We start from the raw sequence: 25,057 nt of genomic DNA, 5'->3' as shown, positions 1-25,057 counted from the left end.
TGTTAGATTTATGGCTTTAATGCCTCTATTTTTTAAAGCCGGTCATTATGGCTTTACTGTTACAGTATTCTCAACGCCCGTGTCATCAATGGTTACAATAAAATGTCCATTTACAATTTTAGGCGGAATTGAATTTTTCCACTGTATCGACAATCCATTGCGATAACGCAGGTCGATGGCCGAAATTTTAGACCAGACCGGCTTTAAGTCACTCTGAGACAGATGACTCAAGCGCTGTAATTTGCTCATGGTCTGATCTTTATCAACAATTATTCTTAAACCCGAATCAAACTGCATAAACCAGGTCATTCGCTCGGTGAGATATAATTCTTTTAGACGAATACCTTGTGGTAAAAATAACTGATTAATTTCATTATAACGACGCATCATGGTTTCTGCATGGCTAGCCGGCCCATGTAGCAACGGTAATGCCTCATAATTCTTTGGTGTAACTTCAGTGAAAATAACACCACTGTCACTCAATAAACGTCCTGTGCCCCAACGTGCAATCGCATGATGCGGCATGACCCGTACCCGAATGCCATTTGGCCACGCTCGGGAAACCACCACCTGGTCCACCCAGGACAGCTCCAGCGTACGATCACGGATCGCTTCCAGATCCGAAGTAAAATAGTTTTCGGTCACAACCGGTGACACATATTGCATGATCTGACGCTGTTCAGCAGCCGAGCGCGTACCTAACACGCCCAGCTCTGCCACATCAGTATTGGTCATGACTTTATATAAGCCCAATATTCCAAAGGCCAGCACCAGCACCGCAATACACAACAATAACCAGCCCCCAAAATTGGTCAGCTTTTCTTTGCGTGTCGGCGGCTTGTCGTGAATTGAGGTAATCGCAGCACGTTTACGGCGCATGGAAACAGGAAGTTGAGCCATATTTAATGTGCCGAACCGGTCAAGGTCTGTTCCAGAATCGCAACACACAGCTCATCAAAACTATAACCCACTGCAGCTGCCGCTTTTGGTACCAGAGAATGACTGGTCATGCCCGGCACGGTATTAACTTCAAGTAACCAGAAGTTACCCTGTTCATCTTGCATAGCATCGATCCGGCCCCAACCGCTAGCACCGACTGCCTGGAATGCGCGCAAACTCAAGGCTTTTAACTGCTGCTCTTCAGCTTCGCTTAAACCACACGGAATGCCATATTGCACATCATTACGGTTATATTTAGCTTCATAATCGTAGAATGCGACATCTTGAGGCGGTTCAAGACGAATCACAGGCAGCGCCTGACCATTTAAAACCACAATGGTGAATTCACGGCCGGTAATCCATTTTTCTGCCATCACCACGGCATCGTGTTCAGTTGCCTTGGCAATCGCTTCTGCAAAGTCTTCAATTTTTTCGACCTTGCTCATACCAATACTGGAACCTTCATGTACCGGCTTGATAATCAAAGGCAAACCTAAAGAATGAACCATGTCAGCCGCATCAGAATCTTTGCTGACAATGCGATATGGTGCTGTCGGCAGTTCCGAACCCTGCCAGACCTGTTTGGTCTTGACCTTGTCCATGCCAATTGCAGAACCTTGTACACCGGTACCGGTATACGGCACGTTTAACCATTCCAGTACACCCTGGATCTGGCCGTCTTCCCCGCCACGCCCATGCAATACAATGAAAGCACGGTCATAATTTACCAGTTCTGTGACACTACGATCCTGCGGGTCAAAAGCTTCTGCATTGACCCCTGAACGCACTAATGCCTCAAGTACCGCCGTACCACTGTCTAGAGAAACCTCACGCTCTGCAGATTTACCACCAAGCAACACGGCAACTTTTCCGAATTTTGAAGCATTTGACACGTTTATATCCTTAAACTTTTTCAATCTGGTCAATTCAATTCAGTCACACAAGATGACTATTTTATATATAAGTGATTTTGCGCAAGTTCGACTGAGATTGCTCCAACATTACCTGCGCCCTGGGTTAATAACAAGTCATTTGCTTGCAATACTTTTCTCATGATCTGATTCAGGTTGCCGTCCACTGCATCGACCAGAATCGGCTCGACTTCGCCACGTAAACGAATGCTACGGGCTAAAGTACGGCTGTCAGCCCCTACAATCGGTTTTTCACCTGCAGGATACACATCCAGCAACAATAACTGGTCTACAGTAGAAAGCACTTCTACAAAATCATCAAAACAGTCACGGGTACGGCTATAACGGTGTGGCTGGAACATCATCACCAGGCGACGGTCCGGATGGCTCTGACGCGCGGCTTTAATCGTCGCTTCTACTTCTTTTGGATGATGACCATAATCATCCACCAGTTTCACGTCACCGCCCTCAATGGCAAATTCACCCTGAACCTCAAAGCGGCGACCCACACCACTAAAGCCTTCCAGTGCACGGCAGATTGAAGCATCAGACACGCCCTCATCAGTTGCTACACCAATCGCAGCCAAGGCATTCAGCACATTATGCAAGCCTGGCTGATTCACGGTTACACGTAATGGCTCACGCTCTTTACGCAATACGGTAAAGTGAGTTTGCATACCGTCCTGATCGACATCAACTGCGCGAATATCATTATCTTCATTAAAACCATAGGTCAGCACCGGACGTGCAATCCGCGGCATGATTTCACGGATATTGGCATCATCGCCACAGACTACGGCCAAGCCGTAAAATGGCAGCTTTTGCAGGAACTGGATAAAAGTATCTTTCAGCACATCGAAGCTACCGCCATAAGTATCCATATGATCGGCATCAATATTGGTCACTACGGCGGCCATCGGTTCCAAGTACAGGAAAGATGCATCTGACTCGTCTGCTTCTGCCACGATATAACGGCTGGCACCCAAAGCCGCGTTCATACCGGTACGGTTCAGCAAACCACCGATCACATAGGTCGGATCCATATTTTCTTCAGCCAGCATACAGGTGATCAGGCTGGTGGTGGTGGTCTTGCCATGGGTGCCGGCAACCGCAATACCATGACGGTAACGCATTAGCTCACCCAGCATTTCCGCACGGCGAACCACTGGAATACGATTTTCAATCGCGGTTTTAATTTCCGGGTTTTCCTGATCAATCGCGGTAGATACCACGATCACATTGGCACCCTTAATATTATTTGCCGCATGTCCGATATAGACTTTAATGCCATTTGCTTCCAGCTGTGCTGTGGTGTTGGATGCCTTGATATCTGAACCGGAAACTTTATAGCCCTGGTTTTTCAATACTTCCGCAATACCACACATGCCTGCACCGCCAATTCCCACAAAATGAATGTGTTTAATACGGCGCATTTCCGGCACTTTGATTAATTTTTTCGCTTGTTCAGCTGGGGTTACTGGAGACATAGTTTACTCGGATGATAATTCTTGAATTAAACGGACCACATGTTGAGTCGCATCGGGTTGAGCCTGTCGGCGTGCTTTAACTGCCATTTCCATTAATAGCGGGCGATTCAGCATCGGCTCTAATAGGGTTTTTAAACTTTCCGGGGTCATACTGGCCTGTGGGCAAATTTTTGCCGCATTGATATTGGCCAGAAAACCGGCATTGGCAGTCTGGTGATCATCTACCGCGCTTGGGAGCGGCACAAAAATCGCAGCGACACCGGCAGTAGCAATTTCAGTCACGGTCAATGCACCAGCACGGCAAATCACCAGATCAGCCTCGCTATAGGCTTGGGCCATATCTTCAATAAAGGGCTGTACTTCAACTTGCAGGCTTGCCGGAGCATTTTCATAACGTGCCCGTGTCGCCTCAGCATGGTTTTGCCCACATTGATGATAGACATTTAAAGGTACATTGAGTTGCTTTAAGGCTTGCGGAACCCGTTCATTTAAGGCTTGCGCCCCCAAAGATCCGCCAACGATCAAAATACGTAAGGGCAATCCTGCCTTGTCACGTTCCTGATAACGCCAGGACGGATTTAAAATTTGGCTAATTTCCTGTCGCACCGGATTGCCAGTGGTGACGATTTTTTCCTGTGGCGGAAAGGTATTTGGAAAAGCCTGACACACCGTCTTGGCCACACGCGACAACTGGGTATTGGTAAAACCGGCCACCGCATTCTGCTCATGAATTAGCACCGGAATACCTAAAATACGCGCGGCCAGACCGCCCGGCCCTGCCACATAACCACCAAAGCCTGCTACTGCATCAACCTTGAGCTGTTTCATGAATTTCATGGCACTCAAAGTCGCTTTCATAATTTTAAAAGGCGCCAGAACTTTACGCACAAAACCGTTGCCACGCACGCCCTGAATATCAATCTGATAAATGGGAATATTCTGATTTTTTAATAGACGGTTTTCCATGCCTGTGGGAGTGGCCAGCCAGGAGACCTGTATACCTTGTTGTTGTAAGTCTTTCGCAACAGCTAATGCTGGAAATACATGTCCACCTGTACCTGCGGCCATCATCATGACATGTTTAGGCTGTTTTTGCTGAGCATCGGTCACGGTCTAATTCTTCAATTCAAAAAATGGAGCAGGAAATCTGATTTAAGTAATCAATTGTAATCACAATCATCAGGCCATGAAAGTTTATTTACTTTATTTCAACAAGGCTTTAATTGTTTTTTTCATGCAAATTCCAAGTTTAGACTCGTTTTATTTATAAGGTCTGCACTTTTCCTTCAACTTAAGTGATACATCATATCAATTTTAAATTATTTTCTCATTAAATTATCCATGCCTTTACTGCGAAAAGTGTCTTATTTATCATGATCTTCAACTCGATTCTGATTAACCAAGCTCTTATATCTAGCCGATGATCTTAGGCTTAAATCCTATTAATTTTATAAAATTTTCATGTTATTCATATAGTTATAATTAATGCTTGATCCACAAGCAGATGACAGGAATGGACTCAATTGTTATAAACGTCAAAAATATCAATTCGTGATGTATGGATTATTCTGGCCGGATATCTGGCAGCGGTCCACGTAGGCAAACTTTCGGCCGTCATTCCGGTTTTACAGCAGGATTTAAACTTGAGTTTTACTCAGGCAGGCTTTTCGCTGGCGCTGGTGCAGGCTGTAGGAATGCTATTTGCGCTGTACATTGGTGCATTCTCGGAGAAAATGGGACTCAAGCGATGCCTGGTGCTGGCCAATTTGGGTGGTACTTTTGGCGCAGGCATGTTGCTGCAACGTGGCTGGAAACCGCAGACCTTATTACGCGTCGGATTCATCGCAATGCTCTGCAGCAACTGCCTGGTGTTTGCAGCAAATTACTGGCTCTTATTCAAATTACAGTTTCTCAGTGCGGTGCTGTTTTCACTGCACAATCTTTTATACCGACCCTGAGCGCTGCGCTGATATCTGCCACCCAATACTGGGGCAATCTTGCCATTATCACCGTCTGCCTTTCGATGCTGGGCATGGTGATGCCAGCATTTTTATTTAAGCACTATCCCAAATAAAAAATAAAAAAGAGCCGGCAAGCAGACTCTTTTGTTACTGAGATGCGCCTTTAGACCTGATTGGCCTGACCCGCTTCCAGCACGGCAAACAGATCATCTGCAATCGAGGTTCCAAACTGGGCATCAATTTCACGAATACAGGTTGGACTGGTCACATTAATTTCAGTGACATAATTCCCGATCACATCCAGCCCCACAAAAACCAGACCTTTTTCTCTGAGATAAGGCCCTACTTTTGCCGCAATCGCTTTATCATTTTCAGTCAGTGGACGTGCTTCTCCCAGACCACCCGCCGCCAGATTGCCGCGCACTTCACCATTTTGCGGAATACGGGCCAGGCAATACGGAACGGGTTCGCCATTAATCATCAGGATGCGTTTATCACCTTCGACAATTTCCGGAATATAACGCTGGGCCATAATCGGCTGGTTACCATTATTGGTCAGCATTTCAATGGTTGAACCAATGTTAATTCCATCCTGATACAGGCGGAAAATCCCGGTACCACCCATGCCATCCAGCGGTTTCACAATCACATCGACCTGTTCCTTTAAAAACTCCCGGATCAGGCTTTGCTGTGAGGTCACCAAAGTGGGCACTTGCAGATGCGGGAACTGGGTCGCGAACAGTTTTTCATTACAGTCACGCAGGCTTTGTGGCTTGTTGATAATCCATGCACCTTCGCGTTCTGCCTGCTCCAGAATATAAGTGGTGTAGACAAAATTCATATCAAAAGGCGGATCTTTGCGCATCAGAACGACGTCATAAGCAGCGATCGACTCTTTTTGTTTTTCGCCGAGTTCATAATAATGATCGTAGTCTTCAAACACCTGTAGCGGCGCGATCAGACCAAAGGCCTTGCCCTGGTCGATATATAAATCTTGCTGCAATGCATAACCAAGTTCATGCCCACGACGCGACGCTGCCCATAGCATCGCCATGGTCGAGTCTTTCTTCAGGTTTACATTTTCAATGGGATCCATCACAACAAGTACGCGCATGTTTCTCTGCTCTTTTTCAAAAAATGACTTGGCAAGGAGTATAGCTTGTGTCGATTCTTTTGTTTATGGTGATTTTGCATGACTTATTTTGTATAGGTTTTTAGATAGGTGCTCAGGCAATCTGAGCTCACAGGAGGTTTTCTATGCAACAGGCGATTATCGGTTTTCACCTGGATGAAGAAAATTATTGGGTCGCAGAACTGGCCTGTAGTCATGACCAGCATGTAAGGCATACGCCACCTTGGCAAAACCGTCCCTGGGTAATGACCGAGCAAGGGCGCAAAGAAAAGCTCTGGATGTTGCTAGACTGTAAAAAATGCGAAAAGTGCAAAACTAAAACCTGAAGCTTTACAATGGGCGCGCAGTTCACCTCAAAAAGATAAAATAGTTTTGTTCGGGATTTGCTAATTTAAACTGCTGCGCTTATGCTTTATTGCTCAAACATGCAGCGTATTTTTCTCAGGGTGCACTTTGCTCACACAGCTCGTCAAACAGATCTGGTTGGTGATGCTTATGGTTTTTGCCATAGGCTGGAGTAGTGTGTCTGTCGCATCTGCAAAAACCATGCATCTGCTCATGCCTGCTGAGCAAATCAATAGCCATTGTCTAGAAATGGCAAAAGCCACTGTATCCCATGCCCAGCATGAGTCTGTTCATCATCAGAATCCAGAATCGGTACAGGCCGGCTGCATTTCTGACATGGCAAAGCATTCGCAAGCCCAAGATTGTCTGGATTGTAGCGCTAGCGCCTGTCAAAGCCTGATCACCAGCTTGCCGATTGCAGCGCCCGAATTAAACGTGCCTGATCACGGTTATCCAGAAAAAACCCTTCTCCCCGCTTATCATGCCAAACACCTTGCCGGTTATTGGCAGGACATCCTGCGCCCACCCAAAGCTTGATCCTGAATTTTTAAATTTTTTTATTCATTAAGGATTAAGTTATGTTACTTAAAATCAGTCAAAGCCTGTGTCTGGGCTTCGGTCTCATCTCGTCGTCTGCACTGTTTGCAGCCGTGAAAGAATATCATCTGGTCATTGATGAAAGTCTGATCAACCTCACCGGAAAGACGGTCAAACGAATGAGCGTGAATGGAAAATTCCCTGCGCCATTACTGGAGTTTGAAGAAGGTGATGACGCGGTAATTCATGTGCAAAACAACCTGAACAATCAAGATACCTCCTTGCACTGGCACGGCCTGCTCCTGCCCGGCCTGATGGACGGCGTTCCTGGATTTAATGGTTTTCAGGGCATCAAGCCCAAGCAGTCTTTTACTTATCGCTTCAAGGTTCGTCAAAACGGAACCTACTGGTATCACGCACATTCCAAAGGCCAGGAACAGGATGGCCTCTATGGCGCATTGGTGATTCGTCCCAAAGTCCACACCCCGTTTCCTGCACATGAACAGACCGAGCAGGATTATGTGGTCATGCTGTCGGATTTTCACGAACAAGGCAGCCAGCAGATTCAGAACAATTTAAAAAAATCTGCCGAATATTATCAGAACCAGCGCGAAACCTTGGGCGATGTATTTAAGCAGGTGAAACATGATGGCCTTCAAGCCACCTGGTCAGATCGCAAAATGTGGAACCAGATGCGCATGCTGAAAACCGACCTGTCGGATGTCACGGGTTATACTTTTTTGATCAATGGTAAAACCCCTGAACAGAACTGGACTGGTCAGTTTCAGCCCAATGAAAAAGTTCGGCTGCGATTCATCAACGCCTCTGCCATGTCGTTTTTTGATGTGCGTATTCCCCAGCTTAAAATGACCGTGGTCAGCGCCGATGGACAACCGGTGCAGCCGGTCGCTGTGGATGAGTTCCGTATTGGAACCGCTGAAACTTATGATGTCATTGTGGAACCCACTGCAGCTCATTACCAGATTGAAGCTGAATCAATCGACCGTTCGGGCTTTGCCCTTGGCAGCCTGCATCAGGCAGTGGATTCAAGTAAAACCCGGCCTCCGGTTCAATTACCGGCGCCACGTCCACGTGCCTTATTGACTATGGAAGATATGGGGCATGGTGAACAGCATGATATGTCTCATGACTCACCCACCCGTCAGACCTCGCAAGCCAATCATAGTCTGCCTAAACATGATCAACATGCCCGGCAAGATCTGCATGCAAGTCATAGTGCCGTGTCCGAGAAAAACCAGCCTCATAAGCCTGTTGAGGGCTGGGCAAATATGTCCACGCCTGCAGGACATAAAGCCTTGCAATATCAAGATCTGAAAGCGCTGACACCGCAACCCGATACCCGTATAGCACAACGTGAACTGGTGATTCGTCTGGGTGGAACCATGGAGCGTTATATCTGGACCATCAATGGTAAAAAGTTCAGTGATGCCGAACCGCTTCAGGTGCAACATGGCGAGCGAATCCGGTTGAGATTTATCAATGACAGTATGATGGCGCATCCGATGCATTTGCATGGCATGTTTATGCAACTGGAAAATGGCCAGTCTGCTGCACAGATGCCCAATAAACACACTGTCATTGTACCACCTGGAAAAACGGTTACGACCTTGCTCACGGCAGATGAACTGGGAGAATGGGCGATTCACTGCCATCTGCTCTATCACATGAGCGCCGGCATGATGAACAAGCTGATTGTGGCGCATGTGAATGAAGATCAGGTTTCTAACCCCTCTTCTCAAAAAATGCCGTCAAAGCCAGCAACTGCCCAAGGAGCCAGCCATGCACATCACTAATCTTTTCTTAAAAACTGTGCTCAGCAGTGCGCTTACCTTGGCCAGTCTGAGTATTTTTGCGGCTGATTCTCGCGAGCATACGGGTCATGCTCAACATCAGCATCATACTGGTCAACATGCTACACAAAGCACTAGCCATCAGGGATACAATACCGAAATAGCGGTCGCATCATTCGATGAACAGCAGCAATCAGCATTAACTCAGCCTGTACTGAGCGATGAACCTGTTAACTCTGCCAGTAGCCATGACCACCGTAAAGAACATGGTGCACAAATCTATAGCCGGGTGATTCTGGATCAAAAATGGCAGCACCATTCAAAGGGAAATGGGGCATTTAAATCGGAGAATGAAGTCAGAATCGGCACCGATGAAAATAAACTCTTTCTTAAATTGCAGGCGGATAAATATGAGTCCAGTCAGACTGAATATGATGCCAAAGTACTGTATAGCCGGAATATTGCCGATTTCTGGGATGTACAGACTGGTCTGCGCTACCGTCAGGAAAATCTAGCCGATCCTGCTACACAGCAACAGAACGAGCGTTTCGATGTCGTATTTGGCCTGCATGGTTTGGCCCCCTATTTTTTCGAAACTGATGCTTTTCTCTACGTTGGTGAAAATAACTTTGTGGGATTGACATTGGAAACGGAACGCGACCTGTTATTGACCCAGAAACTGATTATGCAGCCCTTTATCGAGCTGGATCTCATCCTGAAGGATCAGGCACGCAATGCGAAAAAAACCGGTCTCCGTCATGCGACATTGGGCCTGAAAACACGCTATGAAGTGAGCAAAAAGTTCATGCCTTATCTGGAAGTGGCGTATGAATATAACAAAGGTAATCAAAAGACTGCCTGGCAGCAGGGTGCCGATTCTGAACAGAGCTGGATCTATGCCGCAGGTTTTAAAATGATGTTCTAATTTTTTTAAAATTTAATTTTTTATATAGAAAATCATATAGCTACGGAGTATGAAAATCCGTTTATGCTTCGTAGCGGTTTAGATTGGGCTGAGGAAAGTTATTTTCTGATTTTCTAAGCATTCTAATGAGGCTTGATATATTTTTCTGCACTTTTGCCTTTATTACAACAGCTGCTATGCCTTGCAGAACTTAATCTTCGTCGCTTTGATTCCTGCTGTTACTTTTGGCAACCAAGGTACCTAACATAATCATAAAGGTACTCACGCCACCAATTAATAGGCTCATCAATCCCATTTCCAGTATAAAATTGCTACCGCCCATCTCTTCGGCGCCCCAAAGAAAATGAAGCCGATCACCAAAGATAAAGTTGACAGCACACATAATCAGAAAACCAATTAAGGTGGCAATCAGTAAAGTCACCACCAGGTTCTTCCACATTTTACATCCGACGAACAGGATGATCATGGCTAGTCCGACCATGGTGATGATGGATATGAGCAACACACTGTTCCAGTAATCCATGAGACTTACTCTTTGTTTTGTCTTAAAATTAAAATTAAGAAATTCTTATAGTTAATTTTTCCAAATGATTTTTAATATAGGTGTATTTTTATATACGGGCAATGACAAGAACTATCTTAAAGCTGAAAAGATGATTTTACTCAAAGTTATAAAATACACTGACTTAGCAAAATAATACTGACAACTAGACGACTTTGACTAACATAAAGCAACGTAAACACAACAGGTATTTATTATTTGGTTTAAGCGAAGCTTAAATGCACGTTATGAAGCTAAAGCAGATCAGCTTAAAAAGCTTAAAAAAGCAGAATGGAACTAATTTTTATAAGAAAAATAAATAATAAATATAAAAAACTTGAATATTTTCTGATTTAGGGTATGCTAGTATCCAACTAGAAAAAAGCGTTGTTTAGTTAAACTTCTTTAAGTGCCGTAGTGTTATTTTATAATCCTCAGTTTTTTCAGATCTTTATTTCAATTCTTGTTGTTTTTCCAAGTTATCCATAGTCATTTACATGACTAAAATTATTAAAAATTTAATAGGTTATATTATGTCTACTACAGTTACCGGTACAGTAAAATGGTTTAACGAAACTAAAGGTTTTGGTTTTATTCAACAAGAATCAGGCCCTGATGTTTTTGCTCATTTTAAAGAAATCAGCAGTTCTGGTTTCAAGACTTTGTTTGAAGGTCAACGCGTTTCTTTCAGCGTAGTTGATGGTCAAAAAGGTCCGAATGCGATCAATATCGTTGCGCTATAATTTAGCCCAACAATGAAAAAAAGCACCTTAAGGTGCTTTTTTTAGCTCTGAAGATTATGAATCACTCAAAAGTGATCTATTTTTAATACTTTATAAGATATACCAGTTATCTAAATGAGTGAATCACCTTATTTATGATCTCTGTACCTCAGCCTGTTAAATTCAGGCCTGGATGAATCGGTAAAGTGAAAAACCCCCAGCATCCTGCCAGGGGTTTTCCGTGTTAGCTCGCTTGGTATAACTCCTGTCGTACCTTACTTTCCTTGTATTTATCTCTGGTTATTCTTCTATGGAACATCCTGTTCCTGATGACTTCATCATAGGAAATGACGGGCAGCTCGTATAGAGGCAAAGTGCCTGAATTGACGTAAGCAAATGCGTACAAAAATAATAAAATATTATTTTCGATCTCCCGTATTTTGAATTTATTTTATTATTACAAACCAATGGATTCCCTTAAATTACAGTCATTTTACTTAGCTTAATCTAGATATTTATTAAATGGCTGAATTTATAAATAAATTGAATCTTAAAAAAATGTACGGTCTGAACCCTCCTTCTGAGCAATAGTTTTGATCGTAGGTACTTTTACCTGTGAATAAAAAAGGAAGCTTAAGCTCCCTTTTTCTAAGAATTAAAGCTTAGATACCATATTTAACCCGGTAATCTTCCATTTTAGCCAAAGCTTCTTGATTGCCCGTAGTTTCCAGATAATCCATCAAATCTTTCATGGTAATTAAGGCATGTACCGGAATCTCAAGCTCTTGCTGGACTTCCTGAATGGCAGATAAATCACCCTGGCCTTTTTCCTGACGATCAAGCGCAACCAGAACACCTGCAATTTGTGCACCTGCATTTTTCAGGATGGTCACCACTTCACGAATCGCTGTTCCTGCCGTGATCACATCATCAATGATCCAGACTTTTTTACCTTCTACAGAAGCGCCAACCAGTACCCCACCCTCGCCATGATCTTTGGCTTCTTTGCGGTTAAATCCCCAAGGCACACTGATACCATGATTTTGCGATAAAGCCACAGCGGTCGCTGCCACAAAAGGAATACCTTTATATGCAGGACCAAACACCACCTCAACATTGTCACATTCGGTTAATTTTGCTGCATAGCCAGAAGCCAGTAGGGTCAGGGCTTCACCATCATTGAGCAGACCCGCATTAAAAAAATAGGGACTCACACGTCCCGATTTTAAAGTAAACTCACCAAATTTAAGCACACCGCGTGATAATGCGAGTTCGATAAAAGCTTGCGGGTTAAACTGAGCTGGCGTTGACATGAGGTGCTCCTAAATCCATTAATTAAGGTAAGACTTGCGCATGATACCAAAGAGTAGCTATCCGGGTGATCAAAAAATTCTTCGCGTCGTTTCAATTAATGTCAACGGCTTACGCTCCTCGGTGAGCAAAGGCCTATTGGAATGGATGGAACAGTCCGACGCCGATGTGATTTGCATGCAGGAAAGCCGGATCACCCATGTGCAATGGACCGATAAGTTTAAGCCTGAAGGCTGGTATACCCATCTGTTCCCTGCCGAACGTCCAGGTTATGCCGGTACCGCAATTTACAGCCGTCTGCCTTTTGTGTCTTTAACCGATGGCTTGGGCTTTGAACTGGCCGATTCACAAGGCCGCTTTATTGCCGCTGAATTTGATCTGGGCTTAGAGCAAACTGCACATATCTGTTCCTTGTACCTGCCTTCCGGTTCATCAGGTGATGAAGCTCAAGCACGTAAAGATCACTTTCTGGAAGAATACGCAAAAATCCTGAAACAATGGCGCGATGAAAATAAATCGGTCATTGTCTGTGGTGATTACAACATCGTACATAAACGCATTGATATTAAAAACTGGTCAGGTAACCAGAAATCCTCTGGCTGTTTACCGCATGAGCGTGCCTGGCTAGATCATATCTATGAGGATCTGGGTTATGTCGATACGTTCCGGGAAGTGCGCAAAGAAGCCGAACTGTATTCCTGGTGGTCCAACCGCGGACAGGCCCGTGCCAAGAACGTCGGCTGGCGGATTGATTACCAGGCCTGTTCTCCGGACTGGAAAGAGCGCACCGTCAATGCTTGGGTCTATAAAGAACAATGGTTTAGTGATCATGCCCCGGTAATTATTGACTATAAGCTATAAAGCTTTGGCTCTAATTGAGTGCACACCTATTCACTCAATTAGAGTTTATCGCTTACATGCCATGACGTAATTTTAGATTTCACTCAATGTAATAACATAGCATTATAGCGATACGGCACAAGGACATGTCAGGACGACAACAAAAGGACAGGACGCCGTAGGAAGACAATAAGACAGACTAATAGATTTAGCCTGTTTTTGCATGGATGTGACAATGGACGTTGGACTGAGACCCGCATGATCAGGATGATTAAATGCGGGTTTTCTATTTTTAATATTTGACTTTTAATACCTGTTTTCTTCCTGCCTATTTTAAAACCGTTTGATGTCATTGTGATGACATGACTTTCTCGGGTTCAATATTTTCCCTTTTTCCTTTGATTTCGCATGGTCTGCTGCTGCCAATTTGGTTAAGCTAAGTCATAAGTTAAATTTTTTAGAGGATGCCTATGTTAAAAATTTACGGGATTAAAAATTGCAGTTCCATGAAAAAAGCTTTTGATCTGCTCAATGAGCAAGATCTGAGTTATGAATTTCATGATTATAAAAAACAGGGCATCGATGCTGAAACAGTCAAAACCTGGCTAGATGCCTTGGGTCAGGATGTGGTCCTGAACAAGAAAGGCACCACCTGGCGTAAACTCAGTGAAGAAGAGCAGCAAACGGCGCTATCGAGTGAAACGGCATTAATTAGTGCATTAACCACACATACCAGTTTAATTAAACGTCCGATATTGGCGACCTCTACGGGATTTATTGCCGGTTTTGATGAAACGGCTTACCGTGGTTTGAACCACTGAACTCTTGCCCTAAACGATAGTCACAAAAAAGCCTGACATCGGTCAGGCTTTTAATTTTTACTAAAAAGAAATTAGTTGGCACGAACCCAAGTCTGGTTACGACCCAATGCCGCTACACCAATGAAACCACGTAGTTCAAGTTTCTTGCCGCCATCTGCCAGCTGGCCCTTCAACTTATAAGTTTTACCGGATTGTGGATCCAGAATTGAACCGCTGTCATAGCTGGTACCACCTGCATTCTTAAGACCTTTAACAATGGTCAAGCCTTTGAGTGACTTGTTCTGGTAAGGACCTTCACACTTGGTACATGCATTTTCTTCACCGGGAGTTAACACAGACTGAATACTGGCTGACAAAGTCCCATTCTTTTGTTCAGTGAATTTAACCATGGCCTTAGGCTGCTTGGTTTTGTCATCAATGGTTTTCCATACCGTGCCATTTAAAGGATCTGCGGCGTTCGCCAGTACAGATAAGCCTAGTAGTCCTAACATAAGCGCTATTTTTTTCATTTTGCTTCATTTCCTTAGTCTGAAAATAGACCAATGTAGTATTAAAAAGTTACAACAATTTTTCAATTTTTAGCTGTGACTATTTAGTGTAACCTTGTAAATATGGTTGGTAAATAATCTATATGATCAATAAAAGCACAAAAAGATGGAAGGAAAATGAAGATAAGCCCGTTAACCAAACAATTAATTACAGAAAGCTTCTTAAAGACGGCCATTCGTGCCCCGAGCAGATTCAATCTTCCACCGAGTTCCATGCGTATTGCACTGGAACAGATGTGCAAACTTTTTCCTCAGGATAAAACTGTACAGATTCGCTCGTTACGTCTGGCGGGATTACGTGCTGAGGAAATCAAACCACAGCAGGAATCTAGCCAGCTGATTTTTCATATTCATGGCGGCGCATTTTATTTAGGTTCTTTAAATACCCATCGTGCCTTTATGACTCAAATTGCGGCTCGAACCCAGATGCAGGTGCTCCATGTAGATTATCCTTTAGCACCCGAATCTGCCTATCCGGAAGCGCTAGAAGCCTTGTTTGATGTCTATAACCTGCTGCTCGATCAAGGTGTTCAGGCCAAAGATATCATTCTATCCGGTGATTCTTGCGGAGCCAATCTGGCATTGGCACTGGCACTCAAAATACAGCAGGACAATCTTCCACAGGTCAGTGGCTTGATTCTGTTGTCACCACTGCTGGATCTGACCTTGACCAGTGAATCATTACGTTATAACCAGAAACATGATGCCCTGCTTTCTCTGGAAACGGTTGAAACTGGCATTGAATATTATGTACCGCCTTCCATCAATCGAGGCGATCCGGAAGTTTCACCCTTTTTTGCCGATTTAAGCGGCTTGCCCCCGATTCATATTCAGGTCGGTTCCAAGGAAATTCTGCTGGATGATGCCAGCCGTTTTAAGGAGAAAGCCGAACAGGCGGGTGTCGATGTTGAATTTAAACTGTATACCGGCATGTGGCATAATTTTCAGATGTTCAGTGCCTGGTTCGATGAAGCCAAACAGGCCTTAAGTGATCTTGCTGAATTTGCCCATCGTCTGGATCGGGACTAATATAATTCAGCGCATAAAAAGGTCAGCTGTAGCTGACCTTTTTAAAGATATAGTAGGCTTAAATGGCTTGAACCTGCTGTAATGCAGTTTGCAGCGCATGTGCTTTGACAGTCTCGCCCATATTCACTCCTTCAGCGCGAATCACTTCGATATCCGTTACACCGGTAAAATTAAACACGGTTTTTAGGAAAGCTTCCTGAAAATCAGCCGGACTTTGCTCGCCATAGACCCCACCACGGCTGCTGGCAATATACACTTTCTTGTTGCCCGCCAGGCCCACAGGACCTTGTTCGGTATATTTAAAGGTACGCCCCGCAACACAGATCCGGTCAATCCAGGCTTTTAAAGTCGATGGCAAACCGAAGTTATACATCGCCGCACCAATCACCACGATATCCGCCTGCAAATATTGCTCTAAAAGTTCGTCGCCCAATGTGGTCTGTTCGGCATTCTGGCCCATTAAAATTTCAGTGCTAAGGTGGGGAATAGGCTGTGCCGCCAGATCCAGGTATTCAACTACAATGGCCTGAGCATATTTTCGCTGCAATTGATTGACCAAGGCCTGAGTCAACTGACGCGAAATTGAGGCCTCTCCTAAAATACTGGAATCTATCTGTAAAACTTTCATGGTTTCGCTCTTGATTTGCAATTCTATCTAACAATCCCACCATTTTAACTATTGGCTATATTGAAATAATTAGCACACATAAAACACATCATCCTGAATTTAGAACAAAACTGCATGCGTCTTAACCTCTCTTATTTTGATCAGGGGTGTTTGCTAGGACATAGATCGCTTGCACTATTGGCCAAGAATAAAGTAGCTAAGATAAAAAATAACCAAATCGTTTTAAATATTGTTGTTTATCAAGCCTTCCAACTTATGTTATCTTGTGTAAATAAAGCTATAAATATCGAATAAGCCTTAAAAAATTTGCCATAAAACAATTAAAGTCAGACCGGGGCCATGAAGCGAATATCGCCTGTATTAGAAAAAATGCTGAAACACAGAATCACAAAATATCTGGTCGAAGATGAAGTCGTGATGAACTGGAGTATTTTAAAAAAGTGCATCCTGATGCTGGCTTTGGGGTGCGGGGTACATCTGACCTGGCTCGGCTGGGATATCTTTGTCTTATTAAATCCGGAATATTGGCAGTATGTTCATCTAGAGCGGGTCTATACCCAAATTATTTTGAACAGCAGTTTTTTTATGATTCTATTCGCACTGATTTTCCCCTGTTATAAATTTCAGGGCAATCGTCTGGTTGAACGTTATCTGCCCTATCTGGCAGTGGGTACTTTTGTTATTTCGCTGTGTCGTGACGCTTATATCGTAGGAGTGATCAGCCCTGTGGCCACGACCTCCTATGTCTGTTTAATTATGGTGGGACTGGTGCTGTTTCATCGCACGCTGGTCTATAGTATGCTGATTCCTGCATCCATTTTCTTGGGCGGATGTGCCTATTTAAGTTTCAGTCATCAATTGCCTTATTCACCGCTATTTAATCTGGATAACAAGCTTTTCTATAATGGCTTCTGGCTATTATCGATGCTGTATTTTATTCTGCCGATTTTAGCAGTCTGCATGGTGTTATTCGAAATTTTGCTGAGCCAATGGCGTCATCGCGAGCAGCTGATCGAACAGCTGAGCCAGATTGATCCGCTTACCAACCTGTTTAACCGCCGCAGCATCAATCAGTGTCTGGACACGCTGAATGCCGCAGCCAGACCTAATTATGCACTGGTGCTGCTGGATCTGGACCATTTCAAAAAAATTAATGATCAATACGGGCATCACAAGGGTGATGAAACCTTAGTCGAAGTCAGTGCCGTCCTAAACCAGCAATTACGTGAAAGTGATGTGGTCGGCCGTTTTGGCGGTGAAGAATTTATTTTGGTGCTGAAAAATACCAGTCTGGAAAAAGCCGAGCAAGTGGCTGAACGCTGCCGCATTGCGATTCAGCAATTACAGATTATCAGTGATGAGGGCGAGCCGATTCCGGTCACCGCCAGTTTCGGGATCGCTATTTCTAAAGCCGAGTTACGCCCGCAGCAGTTACTCAGTCAGGCTGACCAGGCGCTTTATCAGGCCAAAGCCAGTGGCCGCAATCTGGTCAAAGCCTATGTCGAACCGGCAACTGCACAGATGCAGGTTTCTTAAATGGGTTCAGCTTTTTTATAATGGTGAATATCATGGGTTTTCACCCTGAGCCAAATGTTGCAACTGGGCCAGCAATTCTGCCTCGCTAAAGGCGCCAGTCAAACGTAAACCGCGAATTTCCTGCTGCTGATCATTCAAAAATAAATATGTCGGTGGTCCCAGAATTTCCCATTGATTCAACAAGCTTTGATGTGAGGCATTGTATTGGCTTAAATCCAGCTTAATCAGGAAATAAGGCGACAAAGCCTGCTGGACCTGTGCAGATTTCAAAATACGATGTTCAATCGGCTGACAGGCGACACACCAATCGGCGTAGACATCAATAATGATTTTTTTTCCTGGGGGTGCCGTGTCCAAAATCTGCTGAAATTCTGCTGCGCTGCGTGCCACATGCCACTGGGCTTCTGTGCCGGCCTGCTCAACAAAAAATCGCTGACTGTGCTGATATTGGCTATACGCAATATAGGGAACAGCCAGTACCAGACATAAAATATAGAGCCATCTTAGACCAGTACGATGCCAGAAAATCCGAAACAGCACATAGGCAACAAAGGCCATGCCCAAGCCTAAAGATAACCACTGTAAAGCGGCTTCAGACATGAGCGGCCGAATAAAATACAGGGCTAATGCCAGCATGATAAAAGCAAAGAGCACTTTGATCTGATTCATCCAGTGCCCAGCTTTAGGCAGAATCCGTGCCCCCAGAATACTGGCCAGCAATAAAGGGCTACCCATCCCGAAACCTAGGGTAAAGAGCAGCAAAGCCCCCTGCCACTGACTTTGCGTCTGGGAAATAAACAACAATGCACCGGCCAATGGTGCGGTCATGCAGGGTCCCACCAGAAGTGCCGAAATCATGCCCATGACCCCCGCACTGACCAGACTGCCTCCCTGTTGCATGGCCTGAGCCCGGTCCAGACGGTGAACCAGACGTTGTGGCAGTTTAATCTCAAACAAACCAAACAGATTCAGCGCAAACAGGACAAACAGGACACTAAATGCGATCAGGGTTCCAGGTTGCTGCAACCAGCGCTGAAAATTCAGGCCGGCCGAAGACGCGATTAAGCCAAGTACGGCATAGACAGCGGCCATACTGCTGACGAAAGTTAGGGCAATCATCCAGGCCTTAAGACCTTTACTGTCTCGCACAATCAGTGAAGTCAGAATCGGCAGCATCGGCAAGGAACACGGCGTAAAAGCCAGTAAAATTCCCAAGCCCAAAAACAGCAAAAGCCCATAACCCAAAGAGCGCTCAAGCAACTGGGCTGACCATTTCTGGTCTTGTGCCGCATAGGCGGCGGTTTGCGTGCTGGCAGAGGCAGAGATTGCATCTGTTGCAGATTCTGAGGAATCTGCTGTATTAAACAGGGTATTGTGTTGCAGTGATGACCCATTCAGATCAAGCAAGCGCTTTGTTCCTGATCCGGCAGCTTCAAATTGCACCAGACCGGATAAATCCGTCTTGAACTGGATCGTTTGTGGCGGATAACAGATCCGGTCTTTGGCACAGCCCTGCCAGCTGACCTGATAAGACTGGTTGGCCTGAGTCGGAATCTGAAACTTTAACTGCTGATAATAAACCTGGGTATGCCCATAGTTCTCATCATACAGATCTTCAGCAGGCGGCAATTCAAGCGACATCGGCTGATTGCCCTGCCGCACTTCAATTTTATGCTGATAGAGATAATAGTTGTCCGGAATCTGCCAGCTCAGCTCAGCCTGTTGCTGACTGGTGGAGATCACGCTCACAGGGAAAGCCTGCTCGGCAGATAACAATGCTGTTTCGGCCTGAGCAGGACTGCTGAACACAGAGCTTCCCAAGATGATTGGGGCAAGCATTTTTCCCCAGATCTGGAACTGCTGGTATTTGATCATCTATAAACTAAATCGCTTAGAACAACACAGATAAGCCTAGGCCTGAGAAGTAGCTTCGATCAATACCGTTCAAATCCACGCCTACACTGGCATCCAATTGGACACGATCGTTTAGGGCATACATGACACCGGTACCAAGTGCATATTCATTATCGACACTTTCAGCTTTACGGTAAATCAGCTCCGAATAACCTGACCAGCGATCCTTAATCTGGTAGCGTAAAGATGGAACTGCTACTACTGCCCAGTGACTGTCCTGCCATTCATAACGCATGGTGATTGCTGTGCTCACTAGGTCATTGTATTGATAGGCCACTGCGGAACTGAGGCTGTAAATATCTTCTTCATTACTGAATCCGGTATTGCCTGTCGCAATAACCGCTTCGGCCAGCAACGCCATAGTCAGTTTTTCTTCATCCAGATCAATGGCTTTTTTTAGACCGATACTGATATCACCCAAGCCATCTTTGTCATCAGTCTGACCATTAGATTTTACTTGTGTCCACCCCGGACCATCCCAACCCAGACGTAATTCTAAATCCTTAGCAAGCCCGGTACGTAACAACATATCTGCATTCAGTTTAGTGATAGTCTGCTCGCCTGAATCGCGATATTGAACCGTTGGCAATCCCTGTTCCCAAGCCACCTTTCCTACTGGCGTAATACCAGTACCCAGACCTTCGCTAGGCCGGTCAAATTCAAAATCAGCTGCGAAAAGCTGTGCACTACCACTCGCCAGTGCAATCAACCCCAAAATTCTTAATGTTGTCATGTTAAGGCTCTTTACTAAAATTTATTTAACTGAGTTCTTTGGTCATTTTCGCACCATGACTACGAAGTAGCTCTAGCGTCTGTTTTTCTTCTTCCAGGGCTTCTGACCAGTTAATTTCATCAAAATCACAGTCAAAGAAGAGGTCACTAATTGAAGATAGAATTGTCATACCATCTTCATCTTTACTATTCGGATCAACTTTTTCATTAAGTAAACGCTGTACGGCTGGTGCACATGCGGCACTCGCAGCATCCCAAAGCGGACCGTAAATTTCTTCAGCATCCCAAAGATGTAAATTGACTTTGGCCTGAATCAATTCTTCCAGAATCTGCAAATGCACTGCTAATCGTGTCTGTTTTTCTTCAGCAGAAAGTGGCGTGCCTGCTTCATACAACTCGCAGACCTCTTCCCACCATTTAAACAGGCCGTCTGACCAGACCGAAATCACCGGACCTTTATCATGATCAACAAAATTTGGATTAAGTCCATCTGCCAGCAGCTGTTTTACCTGGTCCAGATTCAATTCTTCGAGTGCTTGCACAAAAAGCTGTTGTTGCGCAGTTAACATGATGGGACTCTCTTTAATTCGTTTTCGACTATTATGCCGAATAAAGAGGCTTTTGTTGTATTTCCAGCAAGTATATTTTGGTTTTAATATGAAAAAAGCCCCGCAGGGCTCTTTTCATATTGTTCTGGAATCAGTTTTCTATATCTGCAGTATCTGTATCTGCAAGTTCCAGTGCTCCTGCGCGAGGGTCAGTATTTTTCTCGATAACATGTTCCAGACTGCGTTTCAGCCGGTCAATAGCACCACTAATCGCAGTAGCTACACTAGGCGCACGGTGATTGACGACTACAGGCTTCAACCCGGCAGGTCGTGCTTCAATCATGCAACGAATATCGTCCTCGCCACCTTTGGCACCATTTTCATCGCTAAGATGAACTGAAAAATGGGTAATACGCTCACTGTGGCGCTGGAATTCCTGATTTAATTCTGCACGTACATACTCAATTAAACGATCGCTATTCTGAATGTGCTTATCTGTACGAATTTCAATATTCATAAATTACCATCCTCAAATCTTTGTAACTTTTTAGTGCAAAATTTTTTATCTTGGCACGCTATTAACTTTCTGTTTCGCATTGCATTTTACATCTTCAAATGACTGGAATTACACCCTCCACTTTGAACAATGAACACACTTTTGAGTCTGCAGAATCGTGTCCTTATATCTAGAATATCGGCTGTATCTGGGAAATATGCAAGTGATATTTTGGTTTTTTAGCAAAAGAATAATTGATTGTGACAACTGCTTACCGAGTTAAAAAGAAGGGAATAATTGTGGTGCAGGTGTAACACTATTTATGTGATCGAGCTGCGGGCTCTTATTTGTGAATTCAACTTATAAGTTCCATTGGATCAGTGCCCTTACAAATACGGGATGAGAGCAACCCAATAAAAAAGAATATTTTTTTATTGCAAATTAACGCTTGTGAGCAGATCAATTTTTTCAGTCTAGTCTGCGCTGGCAAAGACCTGACAGCTCTTGAGCCATTGCCATTGTGCGCTGGAGTTATCTTTTAGAAACAACTTTGCAAAAGTTGAGCCTTGGCAGATTGAGTAAGAGAATTAAACAATCAGGATTGTTGTTTGCCTGAAAAAAGCTGGAAGAACGGATCATCATCTATAATTTTAAACCCAGTTTTATGACATAAATAATGAACAGTACTTAAAACAGGAATACATTCAAGATTTAAGCAGTATCTCCTGGGTTGTTTTTCAGCGGCGGGTACTTGCAAATAATGTTGTACGATAAAAATTCTATCCTTCTTAGCCACTATCTCTGGACATGGCATGCCTGCTGGATTTACCACGTCTGTTGATAGATAAAGAATTATTTTTCCGACTGAATAGGCGAAGAAAAGCTACCATTCCTTTACTTTTTAAAAATAAAGACTTAGTAAATTTTAAACAGGCATAGCCGTGATGAGATTGACGCATTCTTGGCACTCGGTGCTTGAATATTTCTGGCTGGGTCAGCAATTTTAACTTTATTTTTACTTATTAATCTGTATGCTTATGCTGCTTTCTTGGGGGAGAGATTTAAATGAAATTTACACAACTCGTAGCACTTTGTGCATTGGCTTCAACTGCAGTATTTGCTCAGGCAAAACCTGTGTGGCAGGACTTTAGCATCACTGGTCTGTATGGTGAACACTACGCATTCCCATTTGAAGGTGATGATAACCAGCAAACGACTGCGACCTTTGAATATGCTGCCAAGTTGAACTACGGAGATTTCTTCGGTTTTGCTGACCGTACTCATAATGACTCAGGTAATGCAACATATTTCGAAGTATCGCCTCGTTTAAGTCTAGGTGCTGTAAGCGGTCAAAAGCTTGAACTGGGTCCTATTAAAGATGTGTTAATTGCTGGTACATGGGAAGCCAATAGCGCCAACTATCCAGGCAGTGACTTTAATAACTATCTTTATGGTGTTGGATTTGACCTTGAAATCCCGTATTTCCAGTATGCCCAGTTAAACCTCTACAAGGCCGATAATGAAAAAGGCTCTGAAGACGATTATCAATTGACCGTGGTATATGGTATTCCGTTCAAACTCGGTGCCGAAGACTTCCTTGTTGACGGTTTCCTTGACTGGTCTACTGCTGAAAAAAATGGTCATGCGAGCGAACTTAACTGGACTACCCAATACAAGTGGAATCTGGGCAAACACATTTCTCCAGAAACCCGTTTATACCTGGGTATTGAACATTCTGTCTGGAACAACAAATATGCTGTGAAGGGCACAGACGAAAACAATGTCAGCGCACTTGTGAAGTATCACTTCTAATTGATGTATGATCAAAGGCAGAACTTCGGTTCTGCTTTTTTTAACTATATATTTAAGCCAAACCATACCAGAACAAGAATATGCCTGATTTTGACATTCGCCATGCTACCGAATTTGATCTTGAAACCATTCTCGAAATCTATAATCAGGAAGTACTGTACGGCACTGCGACCTGGAACAGAACAGCCTTTGATTTAAACTATTTCAAAATCTGGTTTAAGCAGCTTAAAAATCAGAATTTCCCGGTATTTGTGATTGAAGATACTCGAAATCAGGTCGTGGCGGGCTATGCCTGCTATGATCAGTTTCGAAGCATTCAGGGCTTTCAACAGACGGTAGAACATTCCATTTTTTTAAATCCGGATTATGCAGGACAAGGTTTAGGTTCTAAATTATTGCAATCTTTAATTGAACAGGCTCAAGTACAGAAATTGCATATCATGGTTGCGGCAATTGATTCTGAAAATACCTCGTCGATTCGCCTGCATGAAAAATTGGGCTTTATTCAAACTGCATATATGCCGCAAGTCGGACAGAAGTTTGGGCAATGGCGTGATTTAGTACTTTTACAGCTAAATCTGGATCCGGCTTGATTCATTCTTATTTTAAATCCATTTCCAGATCTGCTTTCTGAGCACTCCTATTCAGCTTTTTAATACCTGGTTATCGCCATATTTTCTTGTTGTGATCCAGCTTACTAAGTACACACGTTCTATTTACTTGTACCAGTGACTATGTTTTATTTGGATCAAATTCATACTGAATAACACCATGTACAAATCTTTATTTTTTATTGGTCTTTTAAGTTTAAACACCCTGTGTTTTGCCGATTCAGATTTCGGCAAAGAATTACGCTCAGGTTGTGACAAAGTAAAAACTTATGCAAATAACGGTAAAAAATTCTACGATCAAAAACAATATCTAAAGGCCCTAGAGCAATTCAAGCAGCAAGCGGCCTGGTCATCTTTTTGTGCGATGAATGTGGAAGACGGGGGCACTGCTTTTTCCGAACGTGACATCACCACAGCATTTAATAATGTCGGTTTAAGTTATGCCAAGCTTGGAAAGCCGCAATGGGCACGCGCCTGGTTTTCCGTTTTCCCGAATGCTAAAGCCAGCCAGTTCAATCTAAAACAGTTGCCTGCACCAGAAAAACCGAAGAATCTTGCAGGAAAATATGTCCGCTATGCAGGTTTTGGTCAGTGGAATGCGATTGAAGTTAAACGGACTTCCAATGCCTACCAGATTGAGTTTAATGGTCTCTATATGGGTTTACGCAGTCTGATTTATGGTCCTAATATGGGAGAATTTTTAACCCGCATGCCACTGAATAAAACACATACCCAATATCGTTATGACGACTGCAGAATTGATTTGAAATTTCAGTTTAGTGCTGAAAATGGACAACAGATTGTGGTCAATAGCAGCAATCCGATGTCTTGTGGTTTTGGGCATAACGTTTCAGCAGATGGCAGGTATTTAAAGGTTGAGTGATTGCTGATTCAGCGATATCTTATTGCCCTATAACAAT

25 protein-coding genes and 1 pseudogene are annotated in these 25,057 nt (G+C 43.9%); 13 read left to right on the top strand and 13 right to left on the bottom strand.

What is annotated here, in order from left to right; genetic code table 11:
• Positions 1 to 45: 45 nt before the first annotated feature.
• The 4 genes from KUG37_RS03420 to murG are packed head-to-tail and all read right to left on the bottom strand — an operon-like array spanning position 46 to position 4,447.
• Positions 46 to 900, bottom strand: a complete 855-nt coding sequence (locus KUG37_RS03420) for a cell division protein FtsQ/DivIB (protein WP_216935789.1) — start codon at positions 898 to 900, stop codon at positions 46 to 48.
• Positions 901 to 902: 2 nt separating this feature from the next.
• Entirely contained in the window at positions 903 to 1,832 is a 930-nt protein-coding gene (locus KUG37_RS03415) for a D-alanine--D-alanine ligase (protein ID WP_216935791.1), read from the bottom strand.
• A gap of 56 nt (positions 1,833 to 1,888) precedes the next feature.
• Entirely contained in the window at positions 1,889 to 3,337 is a 1,449-nt protein-coding gene (gene murC, locus KUG37_RS03410; protein ID WP_216935793.1) for a UDP-N-acetylmuramate--L-alanine ligase, read from the bottom strand.
• Between the two features lie 3 nt (positions 3,338 to 3,340).
• Entirely contained in the window at positions 3,341 to 4,447 is a 1,107-nt protein-coding gene (gene murG / locus KUG37_RS03405; protein WP_216935795.1) for an undecaprenyldiphospho-muramoylpentapeptide beta-N-acetylglucosaminyltransferase, read from the bottom strand.
• Between the two features lie 458 nt (positions 4,448 to 4,905).
• On the opposite strand from murG, the pseudogene KUG37_RS03400 reads away from it, so the two are divergent.
• Positions 4,906 to 5,411 (top strand): annotated as a pseudogene (locus tag KUG37_RS03400) (hypothetical protein).
• Between the two features lie 50 nt (positions 5,412 to 5,461).
• Here the strand turns inward: KUG37_RS03400 and gshB are convergent.
• The gene (gene gshB / locus KUG37_RS03395; protein WP_216935798.1) at positions 5,462 to 6,412 is read right to left on the bottom strand and encodes a glutathione synthase; all 951 of its coding nucleotides are present in this window, start codon (positions 6,410 to 6,412) and stop codon (positions 5,462 to 5,464) included.
• A gap of 143 nt (positions 6,413 to 6,555) precedes the next feature.
• On the opposite strand from gshB, the gene KUG37_RS03390 reads away from it, so the two are divergent.
• The 4 genes from KUG37_RS03390 to KUG37_RS03375 all read left to right on the top strand — a co-directional run bounded on the left by KUG37_RS03390 (position 6,556) and on the right by KUG37_RS03375 (position 10,048).
• Entirely contained in the window at positions 6,556 to 6,756 is a 201-nt protein-coding gene (locus KUG37_RS03390; RefSeq protein WP_216935800.1) for a DUF3565 domain-containing protein, read from the top strand.
• Between the two features lie 127 nt (positions 6,757 to 6,883).
• Positions 6,884 to 7,312: a hypothetical protein gene (locus tag KUG37_RS03385; RefSeq protein WP_216940169.1), complete on the top strand. Its 429-nt coding sequence runs from the start codon at positions 6,884 to 6,886 to the stop codon at positions 7,310 to 7,312.
• Positions 7,313 to 7,353: 41 nt separating this feature from the next.
• Positions 7,354 to 9,126: a copper resistance system multicopper oxidase gene (locus tag KUG37_RS03380; protein WP_216935803.1), complete on the top strand. Its 1,773-nt coding sequence runs from the start codon at positions 7,354 to 7,356 to the stop codon at positions 9,124 to 9,126.
• The gene (locus tag KUG37_RS03375) at positions 9,113 to 10,048 is read left to right on the top strand and encodes a copper resistance protein B (protein WP_216935805.1); all 936 of its coding nucleotides are present in this window, start codon (positions 9,113 to 9,115) and stop codon (positions 10,046 to 10,048) included. Before KUG37_RS03380 ends, KUG37_RS03375 begins: the two co-directional genes overlap by 14 nt.
• 190 nt (positions 10,049 to 10,238) lie before the next feature.
• Here KUG37_RS03375 and KUG37_RS03370 read toward each other — a convergent pair whose 3' ends face one another.
• Positions 10,239 to 10,571, bottom strand: coding sequence for a hypothetical protein (locus KUG37_RS03370; protein WP_216935807.1), 333 nt, complete (start codon positions 10,569 to 10,571; stop codon positions 10,239 to 10,241).
• Positions 10,572 to 11,122: 551 nt separating this feature from the next.
• Here KUG37_RS03370 and KUG37_RS03365 point away from each other — a divergent pair.
• On the top strand, positions 11,123 to 11,332 hold the full coding sequence (locus KUG37_RS03365; protein ID WP_004281299.1) for a cold-shock protein: 210 nt from the start codon (positions 11,123 to 11,125) through the stop codon (positions 11,330 to 11,332).
• 641 nt (positions 11,333 to 11,973) lie between these two features.
• Here KUG37_RS03365 and pyrE read toward each other — a convergent pair.
• Positions 11,974 to 12,624 (bottom strand): orotate phosphoribosyltransferase, encoded by a 651-nt coding sequence (gene pyrE, locus KUG37_RS03360; protein WP_216935809.1) that lies wholly within the window; start codon positions 12,622 to 12,624, stop codon positions 11,974 to 11,976.
• Positions 12,625 to 12,664: 40 nt separating this feature from the next.
• On the opposite strand from pyrE, the gene KUG37_RS03355 reads away from it, so the two are divergent.
• Both KUG37_RS03355 and KUG37_RS03350 read left to right on the top strand, forming a co-directional pair.
• Positions 12,665 to 13,483: an exodeoxyribonuclease III gene (locus tag KUG37_RS03355; protein ID WP_216935811.1), complete on the top strand. Its 819-nt coding sequence runs from the start codon at positions 12,665 to 12,667 to the stop codon at positions 13,481 to 13,483.
• Positions 13,484 to 13,932: 449 nt separating this feature from the next.
• Positions 13,933 to 14,283 (top strand): Spx/MgsR family RNA polymerase-binding regulatory protein, encoded by a 351-nt coding sequence (locus tag KUG37_RS03350; protein ID WP_216935813.1) that lies wholly within the window; start codon positions 13,933 to 13,935, stop codon positions 14,281 to 14,283.
• Positions 14,284 to 14,354: 71 nt separating this feature from the next.
• Here KUG37_RS03350 and KUG37_RS03345 read toward each other — a convergent pair whose 3' ends face one another.
• Positions 14,355 to 14,792, bottom strand: coding sequence for a DUF2147 domain-containing protein (locus tag KUG37_RS03345; RefSeq protein WP_216935815.1), 438 nt, complete (start codon positions 14,790 to 14,792; stop codon positions 14,355 to 14,357).
• 156 nt (positions 14,793 to 14,948) lie between these two features.
• On the opposite strand from KUG37_RS03345, the gene KUG37_RS03340 reads away from it, so the two are divergent.
• The gene (locus KUG37_RS03340; protein ID WP_216935817.1) at positions 14,949 to 15,860 is read left to right on the top strand and encodes an alpha/beta hydrolase; all 912 of its coding nucleotides are present in this window, start codon (positions 14,949 to 14,951) and stop codon (positions 15,858 to 15,860) included.
• A gap of 58 nt (positions 15,861 to 15,918) precedes the next feature.
• Here KUG37_RS03340 and KUG37_RS03335 read toward each other — a convergent pair whose 3' ends face one another.
• Positions 15,919 to 16,488: an FMN-dependent NADH-azoreductase gene (locus tag KUG37_RS03335; RefSeq protein ID WP_216935819.1), complete on the bottom strand. Its 570-nt coding sequence runs from the start codon at positions 16,486 to 16,488 to the stop codon at positions 15,919 to 15,921.
• Positions 16,489 to 16,827: 339 nt separating this feature from the next.
• Between KUG37_RS03335 and KUG37_RS03330 the strand changes: the two genes are divergently transcribed.
• Positions 16,828 to 18,024, top strand: a complete 1,197-nt coding sequence (locus KUG37_RS03330; RefSeq protein WP_216940167.1) for a GGDEF domain-containing protein — start codon at positions 16,828 to 16,830, stop codon at positions 18,022 to 18,024.
• 30 nt (positions 18,025 to 18,054) lie between these two features.
• Here KUG37_RS03330 and dsbD read toward each other — a convergent pair whose 3' ends face one another.
• The 4 genes from dsbD to KUG37_RS03310 form a co-directional block, all read right to left on the bottom strand.
• Complete coding sequence (gene dsbD / locus KUG37_RS03325) at positions 18,055 to 19,896, bottom strand: protein-disulfide reductase DsbD (RefSeq protein WP_216935835.1); 1,842 nt, start codon at positions 19,894 to 19,896, stop codon at positions 18,055 to 18,057.
• Positions 19,897 to 19,915: 19 nt separating this feature from the next.
• Entirely contained in the window at positions 19,916 to 20,671 is a 756-nt protein-coding gene (locus KUG37_RS03320) for a transporter (RefSeq protein WP_216935823.1), read from the bottom strand.
• Positions 20,672 to 20,696: 25 nt separating this feature from the next.
• Positions 20,697 to 21,239 (bottom strand): ankyrin repeat domain-containing protein, encoded by a 543-nt coding sequence (locus KUG37_RS03315; protein ID WP_216935826.1) that lies wholly within the window; start codon positions 21,237 to 21,239, stop codon positions 20,697 to 20,699.
• A gap of 130 nt (positions 21,240 to 21,369) precedes the next feature.
• A complete protein-coding gene (locus KUG37_RS03310) occupies positions 21,370 to 21,735 on the bottom strand; it encodes an HPF/RaiA family ribosome-associated protein (protein ID WP_216935828.1) in 366 nt (121 codons plus the stop codon).
• 1,044 nt (positions 21,736 to 22,779) lie between these two features.
• Here KUG37_RS03310 and KUG37_RS03305 point away from each other — a divergent pair.
• From KUG37_RS03305 to KUG37_RS03295, 3 genes are all read left to right on the top strand, one after another.
• A complete protein-coding gene (locus KUG37_RS03305; RefSeq protein WP_216935830.1) occupies positions 22,780 to 23,526 on the top strand; it encodes an outer membrane protein OmpK in 747 nt (248 codons plus the stop codon).
• Positions 23,527 to 23,606: 80 nt separating this feature from the next.
• Positions 23,607 to 24,119: a GNAT family N-acetyltransferase gene (locus KUG37_RS03300; RefSeq protein WP_216935831.1), complete on the top strand. Its 513-nt coding sequence runs from the start codon at positions 23,607 to 23,609 to the stop codon at positions 24,117 to 24,119.
• Between the two features lie 178 nt (positions 24,120 to 24,297).
• Positions 24,298 to 25,020: a hypothetical protein gene (locus KUG37_RS03295; protein WP_216940165.1), complete on the top strand. Its 723-nt coding sequence runs from the start codon at positions 24,298 to 24,300 to the stop codon at positions 25,018 to 25,020.
• The last annotated feature ends 37 nt before the right edge of the window (positions 25,021 to 25,057 follow it).

This window comes from Acinetobacter sp. BY419, from assembly GCF_019038395.1.
Taxonomy (GTDB): domain Bacteria; phylum Pseudomonadota; class Gammaproteobacteria; order Pseudomonadales; family Moraxellaceae; genus Acinetobacter.
Note: the sequence above shows the minus strand (reverse complement) of the source record. Positions and strands in the feature narration are given on the sequence as shown.